This window comes from Streptosporangium sp. NPDC049046, from assembly GCF_040649155.1.
Taxonomy (GTDB): domain Bacteria; phylum Actinomycetota; class Actinomycetes; order Streptosporangiales; family Streptosporangiaceae; genus Streptosporangium.
On the sequence record NZ_JBEZEZ010000020.1, the window covers coordinates 14,939 to 32,615 of the forward strand.

Annotated in this window: 15 protein-coding genes; all 15 read right to left on the reverse strand. The window is 64.4% G+C overall.

Translation table 11 applies throughout. The annotated features are described in order from the left end of the window. Nucleotides 1–80: 80 nt before the first annotated feature. Complete coding sequence (locus tag AB0B96_RS26580) at nucleotides 81–1,556, reverse strand: condensation domain-containing protein (RefSeq protein WP_362902815.1); 1,476 nt, start codon at nucleotides 1,554–1,556, stop codon at nucleotides 81–83. Further along, nucleotides 1,553–1,795 carry a phosphopantetheine-binding protein gene (locus tag AB0B96_RS26585; RefSeq protein WP_362902817.1) on the reverse strand — a complete coding sequence of 81 codons (243 nt, stop codon included), beginning with the start codon at nucleotides 1,793–1,795 and terminating at the stop codon, nucleotides 1,553–1,555. Before AB0B96_RS26585 ends, AB0B96_RS26580 begins: the two co-directional genes overlap by 4 nt. 63 nt (nucleotides 1,796–1,858) lie before the next feature. Further along, on the reverse strand, nucleotides 1,859–3,625 hold the full coding sequence (locus AB0B96_RS26590) for a carbamoyltransferase C-terminal domain-containing protein (protein WP_362902819.1): 1,767 nt from the start codon (nucleotides 3,623–3,625) through the stop codon (nucleotides 1,859–1,861). Between the two features lie 127 nt (nucleotides 3,626–3,752). Beyond that, a complete protein-coding gene (locus AB0B96_RS26595) occupies nucleotides 3,753–4,664 on the reverse strand; it encodes a TauD/TfdA family dioxygenase (protein WP_362902821.1) in 912 nt (303 codons plus the stop codon). Nucleotides 4,665–4,672: 8 nt separating this feature from the next. Continuing rightward, a complete protein-coding gene (locus AB0B96_RS26600) occupies nucleotides 4,673–6,133 on the reverse strand; it encodes an AMP-binding protein (RefSeq protein ID WP_362902823.1) in 1,461 nt (486 codons plus the stop codon). Beyond that, complete coding sequence (locus AB0B96_RS26605) at nucleotides 6,130–7,059, reverse strand: TauD/TfdA family dioxygenase (RefSeq protein WP_362902825.1); 930 nt, start codon at nucleotides 7,057–7,059, stop codon at nucleotides 6,130–6,132. Before AB0B96_RS26605 ends, AB0B96_RS26600 begins: the two co-directional genes overlap by 4 nt. Then, complete coding sequence (locus tag AB0B96_RS26610) at nucleotides 7,046–8,236, reverse strand: hypothetical protein (protein WP_362902827.1); 1,191 nt, start codon at nucleotides 8,234–8,236, stop codon at nucleotides 7,046–7,048. Before AB0B96_RS26610 ends, AB0B96_RS26605 begins: the two co-directional genes overlap by 14 nt. A 1-nt stretch (nucleotide 8,237) precedes the next feature. Beyond that, complete coding sequence (locus AB0B96_RS26615) at nucleotides 8,238–8,480, reverse strand: acyl carrier protein (protein WP_350948748.1); 243 nt, start codon at nucleotides 8,478–8,480, stop codon at nucleotides 8,238–8,240. A gap of 5 nt (nucleotides 8,481–8,485) precedes the next feature. After that, nucleotides 8,486–10,036: a histidine ammonia-lyase gene (locus AB0B96_RS26620; protein ID WP_362902830.1), complete on the reverse strand. Its 1,551-nt coding sequence runs from the start codon at nucleotides 10,034–10,036 to the stop codon at nucleotides 8,486–8,488. Further along, a complete protein-coding gene (locus tag AB0B96_RS26625) occupies nucleotides 10,008–13,169 on the reverse strand; it encodes an AMP-binding protein (protein ID WP_362902832.1) in 3,162 nt (1,053 codons plus the stop codon). The genes AB0B96_RS26620 and AB0B96_RS26625 overlap by 29 nt, the downstream gene beginning before the upstream one ends. Then, on the reverse strand, nucleotides 13,135–13,353 hold the full coding sequence (locus AB0B96_RS26630) for a phosphopantetheine-binding protein (RefSeq protein ID WP_350948751.1): 219 nt from the start codon (nucleotides 13,351–13,353) through the stop codon (nucleotides 13,135–13,137). Before AB0B96_RS26630 ends, AB0B96_RS26625 begins: the two co-directional genes overlap by 35 nt. Then, a complete protein-coding gene (locus AB0B96_RS26635) occupies nucleotides 13,331–14,488 on the reverse strand; it encodes a hypothetical protein (protein WP_362902834.1) in 1,158 nt (385 codons plus the stop codon). The genes AB0B96_RS26630 and AB0B96_RS26635 overlap by 23 nt, the downstream gene beginning before the upstream one ends. Beyond that, entirely contained in the window at nucleotides 14,485–15,087 is a 603-nt protein-coding gene (locus AB0B96_RS26640) for a class I SAM-dependent methyltransferase (RefSeq protein WP_350948753.1), read from the reverse strand. Before AB0B96_RS26640 ends, AB0B96_RS26635 begins: the two co-directional genes overlap by 4 nt. Before the next feature lie 294 nt (nucleotides 15,088–15,381). Next, on the reverse strand, nucleotides 15,382–16,071 hold the full coding sequence (locus tag AB0B96_RS26645) for a class I SAM-dependent methyltransferase (RefSeq protein ID WP_362902837.1): 690 nt from the start codon (nucleotides 16,069–16,071) through the stop codon (nucleotides 15,382–15,384). A gap of 236 nt (nucleotides 16,072–16,307) precedes the next feature. Next, the gene (locus tag AB0B96_RS26650; protein WP_362902839.1) at nucleotides 16,308–17,555 is read right to left on the reverse strand and encodes an MFS transporter; all 1,248 of its coding nucleotides are present in this window, start codon (nucleotides 17,553–17,555) and stop codon (nucleotides 16,308–16,310) included. Between the last annotated feature and the right edge of the window lie 122 nt (nucleotides 17,556–17,677).

Sequence of the window (17,677 nt, forward strand, 5' to 3'; positions counted from 1 at the left end):
CACTTGGCGGCGGACAGCGACACGGTGCCTGCCGGCAGCTCGGGCCTGGTGAATAACAAGTGAGGCCGCCCTGCTCCCCCTCACCAATCAAGCTGGGCGAACCGCTGAACGGCGTCGCGGTACGCCGCAGTCGCATCGGCGCGCGTATGCGAGGAGCCCTCGGAGTAGAGCAGAATGCGGATTTGCTCGCCTATCTCTTCGCTTCGATTGAAGCTGGCCTCGAACGGGAAGTCCGTGTGGGACCAGTCTTCGACCGCCTCCAGCGTGTCTAGGCCGAGCCGTAGCGCGGCGCCGGCGATGCTGTGGAAGCTGTTGAAACCAAACAGAGAAGCTGGCACTACTGCCCTGCCAACGGTGCGGGCCAATTGGGCCAGCGGAGTCCGGCCGCGCATGGTGACCTTCATCAGCTCCCGATGCGCCCGGGCAACGGCCTCCTTACCAGGTGCTGCGACGTCGATTCGCAGCGGGGCGACGTTGAGGAACATCCCCCGCGCATCCACGCCGTTCGGTACCGCGAGCCGGGTATTGACAGGGACGCCGGTCAGGATGCTCCGCCCGCCGACCAATCGCGCCTGCGCCTCAAGGTGGATCGCGAGAAGCACGGACTTCAACCCGGAGGAGGAACTCGCCGCAAGTCGGCTCAGCATCCGATTCTCCTGGCCTGCGATCTCCACCGAGTCCTGCCAGGTGTGGCAGTCGCGAGTGGTCTCGGCACTCGACTGCGTTTCCAGTCCGTCCAGGTACCGGCTCCACCACTGTGAGTCGGCGAGCGTGAGCGACTGGAAGAGCTGCTGCGCGCTATGCTCGCGGAGTCTGAAGCGGGGCGAGGCGTTCGAGGCAGATGACGTCGGCTGCTCGGGGGGCTGCCCGGTAAGTTCCGCGACGTAGCGCTCCAGGAATTCCACTAGGTTCAGATGGGTGCTCCACCCGTCAGCAATCGCATGCGGCTCGGTAAGGGTCAAGGTGATCGCCGTCTCGCTCAGGAGGTGGACCGTGATCGTCACGAGGGGCGGATCCTTCAGATCGATGGTCCGCGTGTTCTCGGCGTCAGCGAACTCGGCCAACCGTTGTTGCTGTTCACCCTCGTGGAGCCCCCGCAAGTCGCAAACTTTCACCAATGGCCGGTCGACATGGCTCAGTACGATTTGCATCGGGCGCGAGTAGCGATCCAAGTCCAGCAGCGAGCGGAACATTTCGTGCTCCCGCACCAAGCCAAGCCCTGCCGCCTCGAAGGCTGCGGGCTCCACGCGAGGTACGGTCAGACGCGAGGTCGCGACGTTGTGATAGGCCGGGACACCGATGGCGCCGCGGTCTCGGAGGGCAGCGGCCATGAGCATCCGGGTGGCCATCACGGCCTGTTGCTCGCTCATCGGGAAGGCATCCACGGCACTGGCCGGCAGCCGTCGGCGATCATCCGGCGAGACCAGACCCAGCGCGGGTATCTGCGCCCATCGGTCGTCTGGGACCTCGAATGCCTCCACCTCGCTGGCTCCGGCTGCCGCGTAGAGCGTCGCGCGGACAGACTCGGAGATGGTGTCGCGGCCCCGACCTGTCACGATCGCTCCCCCGTTGGACGTGCTCGGGCCGCGAGGGACTCGAGCTCGTCATCTTCTAGTACGTCGCGAATGGTGAGTTCGACACCCCGTGTGCGCGCGATGGCGACAAAGCGCACACACAAGATTGAGTCGCCGCCAACGGCGAAGAAGCGCGCCGAGCGGTCAGGCGGTGCATCAAGGCCGAGAAGCTCAACCCAGATGCTCCCGATCAGCTCTTGAGTTTCATCGATGGTTCTCACGGCTGCCTCCTGAGGTCCGAGAGCCTTCCTTGGCTACGGGGATCCACGGATCCGCTGGCCCTTCTATCGCGACACCAGATGGTCTCCCATGACCATCGCGTCGATGTCTATCCGAGAGAACGTCGCCACCGCGTCCTCGGGTGAGCAGACGATCGGCTCCCCGCGCGAGTTGAACGAGGTGTTGAGCAGGACCGGAATGCCGGTGATTGCCCGGAAGGCATCGATCAACCGCCAGTAGAGCTCGTTGTCCTCGCGTCGCACCACCTGGATCCGGGCAGTGCCGTCGACGTGCGTCACCGCCCCAAGTCTCGGACGCCAAGCCTCACGAACATCGACGGTTTCGATCATCCACAGATACTCGTCAGGATCGTCGATCTCGAAGCACTGCTCTGCGTACTCGTGCAAGACCGCCGGCGCGAGCGGCCGGAATTCCTCCCGTTGCTTGACCATTGAGTTGATCCGGTCCCTCATCTCGACGGTTCGTGGATCGGCGAGAATGCTACGGTTCCCCAGCGCTCGCGGGCCGTATTCCATCCGGCCCTGGAAGAGCGCGACGACCTTTCCGTCACTCAGAAGCCCAGCAACCTCAGCGACGAGGTCGTTGAGTTCGCATCGCCGCCATCGCAGGTCGGTGCGCTCCAGCGTGGCCTGGATGCGCTCGGAGGTGAATGCCGGACCGAGGTAGGGCAGCCCGATGCGCGGGCGAACCCGCTTCCTGGGCACCTCGGCGCCCTCCTCCTCCATCACCACCAGCGCCGCACCCAGCGCCGTTCCGTCGTCGCCGGCCGCTGGCTGGGCGAACTGTCGCCGGTACATCCCGCTCTTGCGGATGGCCTGGTTGACGACGCAGTTCAGGGCCACGCCGCCGGCCAGGCATAGATTCTCGCTGGACTGCTCATCCCGGTGCGCCGCCAGGAAGCCGACGACGGTCTCCTCGGTCACGGCCTGCAGCGCCGCGGCGATGTCGAGGTGACGCTGCTCAAGGTTCGCACCCGGTTCCCGGGGCGGGCCGAGAACCGAGGCGAGATGTTCCAATGACCTCTGGTAAGTAGCGCGTTCCTGTGCTGTTTCGTTCAAGTATGTTAGAGGCGTGGTGTAACGGCCGTCGTTTTGACGGACGATAAGGGTGTCGAACGCCGGACGAAGTCGCTGCGGGTCCCCGTAAGGTGCCAGCCCCATGACCTTGTACTCGTCGAAGTTCATCCAAAATCCCAAATGCATGGTAACCAGCCCGTAGACGAGTCCCACGGAGTGCAGTCCGCGCACCTGGCCGCGCAACCGCAGTCCCTGCGATCCGCCTTTGTAAAGCGACGTGCTCTCGAACTCCCCAATCCCGTCGGCGACCAGGACATCGGCAGAGCCGAAGCCGGAACAGTGCAACGCGCTAGCGGCGTGGGCCTGGTGGTGCAATATCGGGATGACCTTCAGGTCATCGCTCCAGAGTTCCCTTGGAAATGCTGCGAATAGATCGCGGTGTATGACCTCTGGCGCGTACACATGCTTGTATTCTTCGATCGCCCCTTCGGATTCGAAGTATGTCTGGTACCGGCCGAAGTCAAAGTTGTGCGCGACCGCGCTCACGTCACGCGGAGTGATGCCGGCCGCTCCGAGCACATACTCGATCGCGGCCTGCGGGAATTCTCCGGTGCCCTTGCGCCGCACGAAACGCTCCTCGGCCGCGGCGGCCACGATGCCATCCTCGGTGACGAGAGCCGCCGCCGAGTCCGCCCCCTGGGCGAGCCGATATACGCGCTCACCCAACCCCGGAAACGACCGCCGCATGTATGGCTGGCTCTGGCCCAGCCCGCTAATTCCCAGGACATACCGCACGATTGCTGATCCTCTCTTGTCGACACTGCCGGTTCGCATCGGTTTCTTCGATCTCGATGAACCTTGGGCAGGTGTTTCGTCGGCGGCTCCAGCCCGGCCGGGCCTGGCCTGGTCAGGTCAGGTCAGGTCAGGTCATCGCCACCGCGATCCGTCGCTCCCCTTCGTACGGTTCGCGTCCGTGGGCCGTCAGCATGTTGTCGATCATCAGCAGGTCGCCTTGCCGGTAGTCGAACCGTGTCGCTGCCTCACGATATTTCTCGCGGATGTGTGCGCATACCTCCGCTGGAATTTCCGCCCCGTCACCATAGACGGTGTTATTGGGAAGGCCGGACCTTCCGAAAAGCTCCTCAAGGACTCCGATGACACGCTCGGGAAGAGTTGTCCAGTGGAAGAAGGCTATGTGGTTGAACCATAGTTCATCGCCGTTTTCTGGATGGCGATGAAGAGCCACTCGATCGGCTACGGTGCGGAGAGTCCCGTCGCTGTTCCAGTGCGTTTGTATGCCGTTGTTTCCGCAGTAGAGATCCACGGCTTCGCGGCTTGTGGTTCCAAATACCTCGCTCCACGGCAGGCCGATCTGTGGATGGTAATTTCGGATGTGCCGCCAGCCGCGCCTGCGGAACTCCTCGACGAGGTCGACGTCAAGCGAGGCGGTGACCTGACGCACGTCGGCTAGTGGCGTTGCCCCGCCTGAAGTGGGCGGCCGCTGGCAGAAGAAGAAGAGCCTGCCCGGCCAGGTCGCCTGGTAAGAGTTTTCATTGTGGAAGAATATTTCCTCCTCCCGGGTGTACTCGGTCGACGTGTAGATTCCGGACTCGAGTTGCTTTCGCGGTGTGGAGCGCTCCGTATATGGCAACGGATCGCCGCCCAGTGCCTGAACCGCCTTCGCGAAGTCGGCTGTGCTTTCGAGGGGAAATCCTCGGAACAGGACACGGCCCGCTGACATCAGCCGCTCGTTGATATACCGGGACTGCTCGTCGTTCAGCCTGGCGGTCAGGTCACCGTTCAGGTCGGTTGGCGTGATCGGGGTGTCCGGCATCTTTCCTGTCACTCCCATGACGCGCTCGACTTTCCACGTTCTGTGACGTTGATCTGTGTGTTGATCCGAATGAAACGCGGCAGCGCATAGGACGGAAATGTCTGGCGCAGGTGCGCGAGAAGATCGCTTTGGGTCGTCCCGCCGTCCCGAGTCACCACGGCCGAGTGGAGGCCGTGCACCTCGTCCGCCTGGACGGCGGCGCTCACCACCCCTGGAAAGGCATTGAGGCAAGACTCAAGAGCGGCCAGGTTGATCCGAAAGCCGGCGACCTTCGCCTCCCGTCCCAGCCGGCCGACGTAGGTGTAGGTTCCGTCGTGGTCGCGCCGCACGCGATCTCCGCTGTGGTAGCTGCGCTTGCCTGCGGAACCGGGGAAAGGTCGCAACTGCCCGCGGCCATCCGCGGCGTCGTCCGAGTTCGAGGCGGTGAGGTAACCAGTCGCCACCTGCACCCCGGCGATTACCAGCTCACCCTCCTCAAGCTCGTCTCCGGCCTGGGGCGGCTGTCCCTCGATACTCAACTCCACACCTGGCGGGGCGGTCCCGATCGGAATCTCGTGACCGGTGAAGCCGGCCGGCACGGTGTAGCGGCAGCAGCCCACAGTCGCCTCGGAAGGGCCGTACTCGTTGACCACCAGCGTGTCGGGGAGGCTGTGCCGCCAGCGGGCAATACTTTGCCCGTAGAGGGCCTCACCTCCGACAACCAGGAGTGGCATCGAGCACCGGGCTCCACGCGCCTCCAGCAGCTCACACAGCATGTTGACCTGGCTTGGCGTCATCTTGACGAAACTGGAGCCCTGGAGGATGCCGGGGTCGGTGGCGACCTGAAGCGGCCAACGCAAGGGATCGAGAACCTGTACCCGTCTGCCGTTCAGGAGCGGTCCGAGGAGGCTGGTGATCGTCAGGTCGAAGCCCAGCGAGGTAAACAGCGGTGCCCCCCATCCTCGGGTGCAGTCGTACTCGCGCATCGACCAGTCGAGGTAGGCCCGCACGGCAGGCTCGGGTACGACGACTCCCTTCGGATCGCCGCTGGTGCCTGAGGTGAAGATCACGTACACGGTGTCCTGCGGGACGGTTGGTATGAGGCGGTTGGCGCCTGGATCGTTGGCCACGTCTCCAGGGCTGAACCAGACGACGCCGTCGGTCGTCCCGCCGGCGTCCCCGAGGATGAAGGCGGCACCGCACAGACGGGCGATCCTGGCGGCAGTGCGTGGCGGCACGCGGAGATCGATCGGAGCAAAGGCGGCTCCGGTCATCAGGATGGCCACGATCTGAACGAGGGCGGTCGTGCTCGGGGCCGCCTGGATAGGCACGATCGCCCCGGGTCCGGCCCCGCGTCGGCGCAAATGGATGGCGACCTCGCGTGCGTGCGAGAGTAGCTGCGCATGGGTGGTGACCGCGCCCTGCTCGATGACCGCGGCGGCGGTGGAACCGGTCAGTTCGCCGACAAGGCTGTGCGCGCGCGTGGTCACGGCCTTGCCAATTCTGCGCAGTCGACGAGGTCGCCGACGGCGACCAGCAAACGACGCACGCCCGTATAGGGGTTACGAGCGTGGCTGCGGCGCAGATTGTCAACGACTATCGTGCGGTCCGCCTTCCAGGGCACGACTTCCTCCAGGTCGGAGCAGGTTTCTACAAGTTCGTCGATGACGGCGTCGGGGATCGGCCTGCCGTCCCCGCGTCGGCACCCTTTGGGAAACTCGTGAGGCTCGTAAAGCAGACTGAGCGAATCGTGAATATCCTCGTCCAGTGCCCGAGGATGCCAGTGCAGGATTTGTGCTGTCAGCGAGGGTCGGCCGGTGGCCGGGTCGAGGATGACAGCCGGCCGCCGCTGCTCGGTGGTAAGGATGCCGCCGCGCTCATCCCACCTCCAGGTGGCGCCCTCCCGTTCGCAGGCGCGCTCGACAACGGTTGGATCAGTGGTGCGGTAGACCTGGCGCCAGTCGAGCCCGAGGTCCATCCCCAGTCGGCGAACGTAGGTGACGCCGGTGGCGAGGACGTCCTTGGCCGAGCTGCTAAGCCGCTCGTAGACGGCCGTCATGTCCGCAGTCGGTGTCTGCCCACCGTCCCCGATCTCCTGGCAGCCGAAGATGATTCGCCTGGGCCACATGCGCGCAAACGTGTTCTCGTTGTGCCACAGCAGCTTCCTGGTCCGTGAGTAGGGGGTCGGACTGTTGATCGTGCCCGTGGGGTCATCGTCGATGCTGTTGTGCTCCGGGTTGTCTTTGGCGAGCGGCCCGCAAGCCGCGGCGGCGAGTCGCTGGAAAGTCGCTACGTCCTGGCACAACCCATCGCCGTCGATGACAACCGCACCGTTACGGCGAAGGTGCTCCGCAACCGCCGTGGCGTTGGCGAGCCACCACACTTCCGGTGGGCCGTCGAGCCTAAGGTGCTGCATCGGGGGCCGCCCTTTCACCGTATGCCGCTGCCGAGATCAGGTGCTGGCGTGCCAGCTGCGCCAAACGAGCGATACCAGTGCTGTCAGCGGTGCCGCGTCGTGCGGTCACCGTCACTTCAAGGCTGGTATCGGTGACCGTCACGCCTACTGACAGCTGGTTACGTGCCACCGGCAAGCGGATGTCGACGGGCCGCAGGTGACGCAGACGACGCCGATGCCGGATGTCACGGAAATAGAACTTGCAGGGGTGACCGCCGTGGCCGGCGGCTTCGCTGACCGGGCGGATCTCCTGCCGCATGGCGGCGGCCAGCCGACGCATCACAGCCGTGTGGACGGCGGCGGCCGCGGCCGGACCGGACGTGCCGCGGTCGACGGTGGCGATTTCCAGTTGAGACAGGTGGAATCCCATCGTGTCCTGGGACGTGCCGGCCAGCGGACGGAGGTCCACGTCGATGTACGCCATGACCGTCGCCGGCTCCGACCAAGCCGCTGCGGCAGCCGCCAGGTGCCCGACTGTCCAGGCGAACGGGGTGACTCCGGCCCTCCGCGCCGCGGCCGCAAGTTGCTCCCAGACACGGTCGCCATTCGAGATCGCCAGGTGCCGTTGCAGGTCGGTCACGAGCGGGGCATGGTCTCGCGTGGCAATGCGGTGCACGGAAGGACCGCAGCCGGGATGGTGATGTCCCGCGTCGCCTGCCCCGGGTCCGGTAAGCCGGCGGTCGACCTCGGTCCAGAAGATCTCCTCGGAATGTGCGTCCCAGACGATGTGGTGGGCCAGAACGAACAGCCGCGTGGCGTTTCCCCTGCAATCGGCCTGTGCGGCCAGGTGGATCAGCGGCCCGGTCGCGAGGGGGGTCGGCAGCCCTGCCAGGTGGGAGACGACGTCCGTGCGCCGCCATTCCGCCGGGAACACAAGGACCTCCGCGGGCAGCGAAGCCGCAGGCGACTCGAGAAACTTGTGAAGTATGCCTTGCTCGTCGACCGCGAACCGTGCCAGCGCCTCGGGATGGCAGGCCAGGGCAGCGGTCATGGCGCCGGCCGCGTCGCGAAGGCTCACCTGCGACCCGGGGCATGGCTCCGCGGCCGCCAGGCACAGGTAACGCCCTCGCAGTTCGGCCGCCTGCTCCTGATACCACAGGCCGAACTCGGCTGCGGTGGCAGGCAGAACCATCGCCATCTCAGCGTCGCCTCGCTGCGATAACGCAACGCGTTATGGTGGCCAGCTGCGGAGCCTCAAAGACCTCGAGCATCGGCAGCGTGACATCGCACGCGGCTTCAACCGATCGCACCAGCCGGATGAAGGTGAAGGAGTCGGCGCCGCTTTCGAAGAGGTCGTCGTGCGGGGCCGGCTTCATCGCGGACTCCGGCGCGATATCACGCCAGCAGGCTTCAACCTCTTCCAGGACCCGTGGGTAATCCATTGGCCTCATCGACCCGCCTCTTCTCGAGCACCGGCTGCGGCGGTCTGTTCCGCGACAAGGTCGCCGGCCAGGTCGTGCCGGAGGAATTGGCGGGTTTGCTCGATGTCGCCGGCCAAGACGCGGTCGTCCTTGAGCCGGGGCACTCGTGTGCGGTAACGCTCGTGTGCGCCGCGGACCGCGGGGGAAAGGACCAGCCCGGCTTTGAGATCGGCGGCCTGGCATGCGGTCATCAACTCGATGGCCAGCACGTTCTCCAGGTTGTCCACGATCTGCCGCAGCTTCAGCACGGAGGTGCCACCCATGCTCACGTGATCTTCCTGCAGTTGGCAGGTTGGAATCGAGTCGACGCTGCCGGGGTGCGCCAGGGTCTTGGCTTCGCTTACCAGCGCCGCAGCGGAGTACTGGCTGATCATGAGCCCGGAGTTGACGCCGGGATCCTCGGTGAGGAAGTCCGGGAGACCGCGGCGTCCGGACAGTAGCTGGTAGGTCCGGCGCTCGGAGATGGCGGCAAGCTCGGTGGCGACGATGCCGAGCATGTCCGCGGCCATGGCGACCGACTCGCCGTGCAGGTTGCCGCCCATGAGCACCAGGTCGTCATCCACGAAGAACAGCGGGTTGTCGGCGGTCGTGTTGATCTCGTTGAGGATCGAGTTCTGGGCGTATGCGATGTGCTCGCGCACGGCCCCGTGGACCTGAGGAGTGCATCGGAACGAGTAGGGGTCTTGCATCGACGGTGCAGCGGAGTCCAGGGCTGCGTGGTTTCCGCCGCGGGTGTAGTGGGAGAGGTTCTTGGCGACCACCGCCCGCCACCGGTTCCCCGAATCGCGGTGGTATCGCTCGTGGAAGAACCTGTCGGCGCAACTGAATGCCTGGGTGCTGATCGCCGCGATCAGGTCGGCCGAGCGCGCGAGCTCAAGGAGGCGCCGCAGTTCGATCACCGCGACGGCCGAGATGTACTGGGTCCCGTTGGTCAGCGCGAGACCGTCCTTGGGACCGAGCTCTACCCGGCCGAGGCCCAGCTGCTCCTCGACGTCCCTGGTGTCGCACACCTGGCCGTCCAGGACGATCTGGCCGAGGCCCAGGAGGGGAAGCGCCAGGTGGGACAGGGGTGCGAGGTCTCCGCTCGCACCGACGGTGCCGCGCTCGGGTACCACGGGGTGGATGCCGTTGTTGAGCATCCTCAGCAGGCTTTCCGCGACCTCCAGGGACACGCCGGTGTAGCCGCCGCGGAAGGTCAGCAGCTTGATCAGAAGCATCATCCGGACGACTTCAACGGGAGCACCGAGCCCGATGCCGCATGCGTGGGAAAGGATGTGGCGACGCTGGAGTTCCGCTTCTTCACCGGGCCGGACGCGGACGTTGGCCAGCGCGCCGAAGCCGGAGTTGACGCCGTACAGCAACTCGGGTCTCGCGGCGAGCGAATCGACCCACTTGGACGAACGTCTGATCGCCTCGGTGACCTCATCCGCCAGGACCACTGTGTTGCCGGGATCGATCCCGGCCATCAGCTGCTCGAGTTCCCAGCGTTCATCGGGCCGAATCACGACGTTGGCCATCGCCGAACCTCCTCATTGAGAACTGTTTTGTCATGGTGGTGAGAGTGGCGTCGGCCTCAGCACACAGTGCACGTGCCATTTCACCGTCGGAGCGGCCCGTGACGACGCAGGTGATGTCCTCGGCCAGTGCGTCGGCCCGGAAGTAGCACGCGAGGGCATGGCGCGGGGGCGAGCCGATGAGCTGCGTAGCCGAACTCGCCACGCCGTCGATCTCGACAGCCGGCGCAGGCACGTGATCCTCCAGGACGACGACGACGTCGCCGACGGGTGCCCACCCTTGTCCCGGCCGTACGCTGCCGAATCCCGGGACCAGCGCGGCGAAGTCGACAGCCGCCAACAGGTCGCGGTTAACCGCTTCGATGACGCGGGTAGTGTCCTGACCGGCAGCATCGACCAGCAGGGGCACGTCGACCACGTAATTGCCGATCGAGCGGACCTCATCCGGAGTCCGTGTTGAGACCGGTGTCTCGACAACAACCTGGCCCCGGTCCAGCACCCGGCCGACCGCCCTGGCGATCAACGTGATGAGGACAGCCGCCCGGCTCACTGACAGGCGGTCCGCGAGTTCCCTGATCGGCTGCGTCGGCAGCCGCCAATCGACCACCGACGCTCCTGCGGCGGCATCGTTCGGGCGCAGCCGCTCGTCGTAAGGCTGAGCCTTCAGCCCACGCCTGACCGTGGACCAGTGCCCTGCCGCAGACTGGACGAGACGGGCATCCGGTCTTGCTGGGGGCAGCACGCACAGCGAAGACAGCGATGTCCGGCGTTCCGGTGTGCTAAGGCGGTGCTGCAGCTCCGCTACGAGCAGTCCCATGCTCACTCCGTCGCATACCAGGTGGTGGGCGATCAGATAGACGCCCACCGGTGCGGGCTCCGTGCGCGAGCGGACCAATATGGCCCGGACCAGCTGATCCGCCCCGACGTCAAACGGCTGGTACGCACTGCTGTCCACCTCCGGTTGGGGGAAGGTGTCGGCAGATGCGGAGATCTGGAGTACGTCGACCCGCGCAACGCCTGCTGCGTGCAAAACCCGTCGCGGGCGATCGCGGCCCAGGACGTACCGGACTCTCAGCTGGGCTACGTCCTTGAGCAGGTCCGACAGCGCTTGCCGGAGGCGCTGCTCGGTGATGGCCGCATGCGTGGTGAATCCCCCGACGACGTTCAGTGCACCGTCGCCAGGAAACATCTGACTCCACACCCAGATCGGCCGTTCAGTGGAGGTCAGCTCCTCACCGAGGGTTGCTGGGGCAGCGGTCGATACGGATCGCGGAGTCTGACGACGGTTGCGGTCCACCACGTCGGCGAGCCCGGCGACCGTGGGGTGGGCCAGGTAGTCACGAATCGTCAGCCTGACTCCTAGGTCGCGCTCCAGGTGAGCGCTCAGCTCGAGCGCCAGGAGGGAGTGTCCGCCGCTGGCGAAAAAGTCGGTCGAGCCGGTTATGGCCACATCGGGCAGTACCCGCTCGAACGCTGCGGCGACCGCCTTCAGCGTCGTCTCATCCGCCGTCACCTCCACCTGTTCGTCGCCCGAGTCGGCTACCTTGAGCGACCGGTAGTCGACCTTCCCGGAATGCAGGCGCGGCAGGTATGTACAGATCAACACCCGGTCGGGCAGAAGGCGGACCTCCACCGTCTCGGTGATCTGCGTCAGGACCGCGGCACGATCGAGGCGGCTGTCGGACGGCACGATCCAGACGTGGATCATCACCTGCCCGTCCGCCTCGTCGGCTCGAGCGGCCGCCTGCCCCACGGCCGGGAGCGCGTGGAGCACCGCCTCCACCTGGTCGAGATTGATCCGTACACCGCGTCGTTTCACGGTTCGATCGCGCCGTCCCGACAACCGCAGACGACCACGGTGGTCCAGATAGCCGAGATCCCCTGTCCGGAAGACCGGGACGCCATTGGGTGCCGGGAAAGCCGCAAGCGAGCCGGCCTGCTCCGATCCGTATCCGCGACATAGGTGCTCGGACTCCACCACGATCTCGCCGGGATGTTGCGCTGAGGATCCGGATTGGCCGTCCAACGGCTCGATGGACAGTGTCCGTCCTGCGATCGCTTTACCAACCGGAATGTCGCCCGAGTCGGCGTCCTCCGGGGTGATCTGGTGCCAGGTCAGCAGAATGCACTCCGAAGGGCCGTATTCATTGTGCAGTCCGACCTTGGCCCCGCAGCGCTCCGCGGCGTCGAAGACCTGCCTTGCCACCTGCGGGTCGAACCACTCGCCGCTGCACATCACCTCCGTCAGGTGCGGCGGCCACGACGCCCCGGGCCGCACCGCAGCGGACGCCACCCGCCTCAGAATCGACGGGGTGGTCTCAAAATGGGTGATGCGCGCCTCCCTCAGCCACTGAAGCACCGCGTCCCCGTCATTGCGTATGGACATCGGCGCGACAACGCCCGCCGCGCCACTGGCCAGGGCCGAGATCAGTTGGCAGTAGAGGGCGTCGTAGGTGGGGGCCGCCCACAGCGCCAGGCGGTGGCCCGGCGCGAGGCCATATCTGCCGTTGAACTCCGCGCAGTAGGACTCGATCGCCGCACGACTCATCTCGATCAGCTTCGGGTCCGCTGTCGTGCCAGAAGTCCGAACACAGTATGCCGCTGCCTGCGGTGTCCGCACCGCCATGCGTTCGCTGTGCTTGAGCACAGCCTGGTCATCCCATTGCCGGGCGGCTTTGCTCAGGTCCCGCCCGGTAACGGTGACCGGTTCATCCATCAGGTTCGCAGGCGTGGTTTCGGCGGATGGGCCGGTCAGGAGGACCACGTCGGCGGCGAACTGATCGATGAGCCGCCGCCGCACGGCGTTGCTTTCCTGGTCGTCGATGACCATGAAGGTCCGCCCCGCCCAGAGACACGCCGTGATCGACGCGCTGACCTCAATCGACGCCGTACCGACGATGGCGACCCGTTCCGCGTACCGTTGACCGAAGAACTCATCGCATGCGCAGGCAAGGGCACCGAGGTCGGCGTAAGACAAGACATCGCCCGTGCTGTCCACCAAGGCTGTCTCGGCAGCTCCACGACGGATCCGCTCATCCAAGATCGTGGCTAGCGCTGCCCGTCTGTCCGGAGCAGAGCTGATCATGATGGCTTCCCCCCGGTCACTCGGCGTTCGCCATCGTCGCCACGAATTCATTCATGCTGGCCGCAGACATCAGGTCGTTCAGTGAAACGTTGTATCCCGCCTCCCGCAGCCCTCCCAGCAGGGAAAGAATTCCCAGCGAGTCGAGACCAAGCCCGAATACGTCTACCGTCATGTCCGTCAGCTCGCGACCAGTCACTTCGCGGAACTCTTGTTCAAGAACCTTGCGCGCCCGCATCGTCAGCGTCCTTTGTCGAGTAACGCGAATTAGTCATATCGCCGCGATCACGGCTCATCGGTTCTTCCCTGCGCTCCGCGTGCCTAAAGCCGGCGTGTCGACAGTCCAGTGCATCCGTCACCGTACTTGTCTGTTGCCTGATGATCTCGGGAAAGCCGGCCATCAGTCGATGCAGTGCCGAACGGTCGTTGTTCTGCTTTGCACCGAATACCGCCACGGGCAGAGCAGAATAAAATCGAAGTACCGCACTGTATCGTTCGCTGATATGACGTTTCCACAGATCATCCCCGAGCAGCAACTGCAACCGCTCGGACATCAATTTGCTGTGCTCGAACAGCGCCCGGGGGGCATGGAGATCGAGCCCCGCATCTTCTTCGGGCGGCGTGTCCAGGAGCTCGTCCCGGTACGCTTCAAGCGCCGCTACGCCGTACAGGCGACCATCCGGCATGACCAGGCCCTGGGTAGCTCGCCCCGGATTCCCAGAAGCGAGAAAAAGCTCGAGCTCGGCAACCACAAACCGCGGGTCGAATCGGTAGGATGCCATTGCGTTGAATTTGAAGAGAATGAATGATCGCGTCCACGGCTGGTCCGCGTTCGCGCAGGATTCGTAAGCGGCGTCAAGCTCTGCCCATGAAACACGGGTGGTTTCAAATCGAATCAACTCGTCGTAACCCAGTAGATGCGCGATCCCTGCATCACTGTCTGATCCATGGACAAGAACGTCGTGATGAAAAGAACTCTCCCCGTACGTCGGTCGTCTCGGGATGAAGAACTCATCGACAAACGCGTAGATATACCAGCCGTCGAGAAGCTGTGCATGAACGAACTCGGCGAAGCTGCGCCCGATCCACCTTCGCATCCACTCACGGTCTGCCCTGATAGTGTGCAGATACGGATTGGCCGCGAAATCATAAGAATAGAAGCACAGCGACGGGGACTCTATCGGGTGTTCGTCATAGGCCAGGTGTATGAAGTTCGAGAGAATCCAGTCACGGTTCTTGGGGGCATGCGCCTCGATGATGGAGACCGGGTACGCATACGGCTGGTACGCCCGGACGCTGGGATTCGTCGTCACCGGCAAAATTGTGCGGTGACGCCGCAAATCCTCGACGTGTTCCGCCTCTACCCTGTTCACCGATATTGTCCGACTACCCATGCGCGCTCGGCCGGCCCTTGAATTCGGCTGACGGCAAGCGCGTCGGACACGTACTCGAGCGGGGTGACGATTTCATCTCGGACCGCCTCTTCCCATGCGGTCGTCGGGCCGATTCCCCACTTGAACCAGGGAATCATGTCATCGACCACGAGCGTGGCGCCTGGCTTGGCCAGCCGTCGAGCGTTCGCGATGTCCGCCTTCGCACACGAGTACTCGTGGCCTCCGTCGATGAAGACGAGATCGAAACCATCCATCGGGTCGGCTACCTGGAAGGCCGGAACCGTTTGCGTGGAATCTCCGTAGATCAGGCGATGGCGACCCGGGTAACGAGAGTCGATGAACTCCTTTGCCGACTTGACGTGGGTCTCGGTGTTGATTTCAAAGGATGTGACCTTCGCCTGGGGAGAGCTTTCGAGGAAGGCGATGCTCGAGAAGCCGATATTGAAACCTATCTCGGCTATGGAAATGGCCTTCCGGGCACGCGCCAGATACATGAGATACAGGACCTGGGACAGGCAGCTAATTCCTTCACCCAATGCGCTTCCGTGCCCTTGTGCATGCCGGAATATGTCCTCCATGAGCGAGTTAATACGTGATCGATCGCTGATTCCCGAGTCAGGGAATAGGGCAGACTTGAGTCCCGTTGGAGGCATCGACATGTCCATACGGCAATGTTGGCTTTTTAAAGCTTCCGCTGTCAACACCTCGGTGCTGCCGGCGCTGAGGAAACTTCAGAAGAGCCGTCATAGCAAGAATCCCTACCGAGGTACCCCCGGTAGGGATGGAGTGATTTATTTGCGCAGCGTCACTCGGAAATCGATCATCCGGAAGCGGACATATTACTACCGTCGCCGATCTTGGCGGTCCTTCGCTTACCGGTATTGTCCAACTGCCCACGCGCGCTCGGTCGGTCCCTGAAGCCGGCTGACGGCAAGCGCGTCGGACACGTACTCGAGTGGGGTGACGATTTCATCTCGGACCGCCTCTTCCCATGCGGTCGTCGGGCCGATTCCCCACTTGAACCAGGGAGTCATGCCATCGACCACGAGCGTGGCGCCTGGCTTGGCCAGCCGTCGAGCGTTCGCGATGTCCGCCTTCACGCACGAGTACTCGTCGCCTCCGTCGAAGAAGACGAGATCGAAACCATCCATCGGGTCGGCTACCTGGAAGGCCGGAACCGTTTGCGTGGAATCTCCGTAGATCAGGCGATGGCGACCCGGGTAACGAGAGTCGATGAACTCCTTTGCCGAGCCGGCGTAGGTCTCGGTGTTGATTTCAAAGGATGTGACCTTCGCCTGGGGAGAGCTTTCGAGGAAGGCGATGCTCGAGAAGCCGATGCTAAAACCTATCTCGGCTATGGAAATGGCCTTCCGGGCACGCGCCAGATACATGAGATACAGGACCTGGGACAGGCAGCTAACCCGGTCGTCCAATACATTTGCGCGCCCTTGCACATGCCGGAATATGTCCTCCATGAGCGATTGAATACGTGATTGATCGCTGATTCCCGAGTCGGAGAACAGGGCAGACTTGAGTCCCGTTGGAGGCATCGACATGTCCATGTCGAAATGTTGGCTTCCGAAATCTACCGCTGTCAACGCTTTGGTGATGCCAGCGCCGAGGCAGCCTCAGAAGAGCCTTCCCTCGTGACAGCAGGTCGGCTTCCGAGGTAGCGGAACGTCGCGGCATGTTTGTTGTCCTGCCCGGCAGGACAACAAATTCGCAGTTTCCGGTTGACAGCTCCCTGGCTGACTCTCGGGCAGAGGCGGGGGCGTCTTGGTCACTTCGCGGGTGCGGTCTATGCCGCCTGGCTGGTGCTGGTCGGCTGCCGGCGTTCGTCGAGCAGTGCGGTGACGGCGATCAGGCCTGCCAGCGCGATGAAGGATCCCAGGCCGATGACCCAGCGCGGGCCGAACCATTCCGCCAGCACGCCGCTTGCGAGCATGGTGACGAGCGACACCCCGGCGTAGATGGCGCCGGTCGTACCCACGATCCGGCCGCGCAGCGAGCGCGGCGTGCTGAGCAGCAGCCAGGTCTGCCCGCCCACCCAGGAGATGGTGAAGGGCAGCCCGGACACGACGAAGGCGATCAGCGCCAGCGGCAGCGACGGCCAGATCGCCAGCACCAGGATCGCGCCATTGGAGATCGCGGCGCCGAGCAGGACAGGAAGCCGGTACCCCAGTCGGCGGACCACCGTGCCGATCACCGGGCCCGCGATCACGGCCGAGACCGCGAACGCGCTGTTGACCAGGCCCATCTGCCCGGACGTGGCGCCGATCACGCCCAGCATCAGCACTGGAAACAGGGAAGACAGCGGCCCCTCCTTGATCGCGTCAAGGACTTGCAGGAGTACCAGGCCCCGGACGCGACGGCTGCGTCGAAGCATCGCCAGATACCCGTCGCCGCAGCCTTCTTCGCCTTCCTCCACCGTGCCGCCGGCGGTCGGCGTCTTCCGCCCGGAGCCCCGCAGGAGCAGGCTGAGCAGTGCGGACAGCAGCATCAGCGTCGTCACCCCGATGGCCGTCCAGCGGAATCCGGCCCATCCCATGACGAACCCACCGAGCGCCGGCCCAACCAGCCTGGTGGCATTGGAGGCGAACGAATTCAGGCCGTTGGCCTCGGCCAGGTCCTCGGCGGTGACGTAGTCGGCAATGAGCACCTGCTCGGCGGGAATGTAGAGCTGCTGCAGGACCGCCTGGGCGAACACCGCGGAGACGAGGCCAAGCGGCGAGTCGGCGAGTGCGAAGACGGCCACCAGTACCAGCACCCGCAGGAAGAGCGCGATCCGTATGATCCGCAGGGGGTTGCCCCAGCGGTCCGCGACACTCCCGGCCAGGTGCCCGAAGGCCAACCCGGCCACGGTCGGGACCGCCGCGAGCACGGCTGTCCAGATCGGCGATTGGGTGAGCTGGTAGATATGGACGCTCAAGGCGATGCCCACGCCCGATCCCACCAGCGACGAGACCAGGTTGACGACCAGCAACGTCCCGAGGTTCGGATTCCTCATCAAGAACCCGATCGGTTTGCCCCCCTTGTTGACGCTCACCTGGCCGCTCCTTTCGGAAGCATGACCACATCAGCCATACGCGAAGACATAATCGTACGTCAGTTCATGATGTCAAGGTGTGTCTCTAGCTTATTGACGATTACAGATGCCTGCGCTAGAAA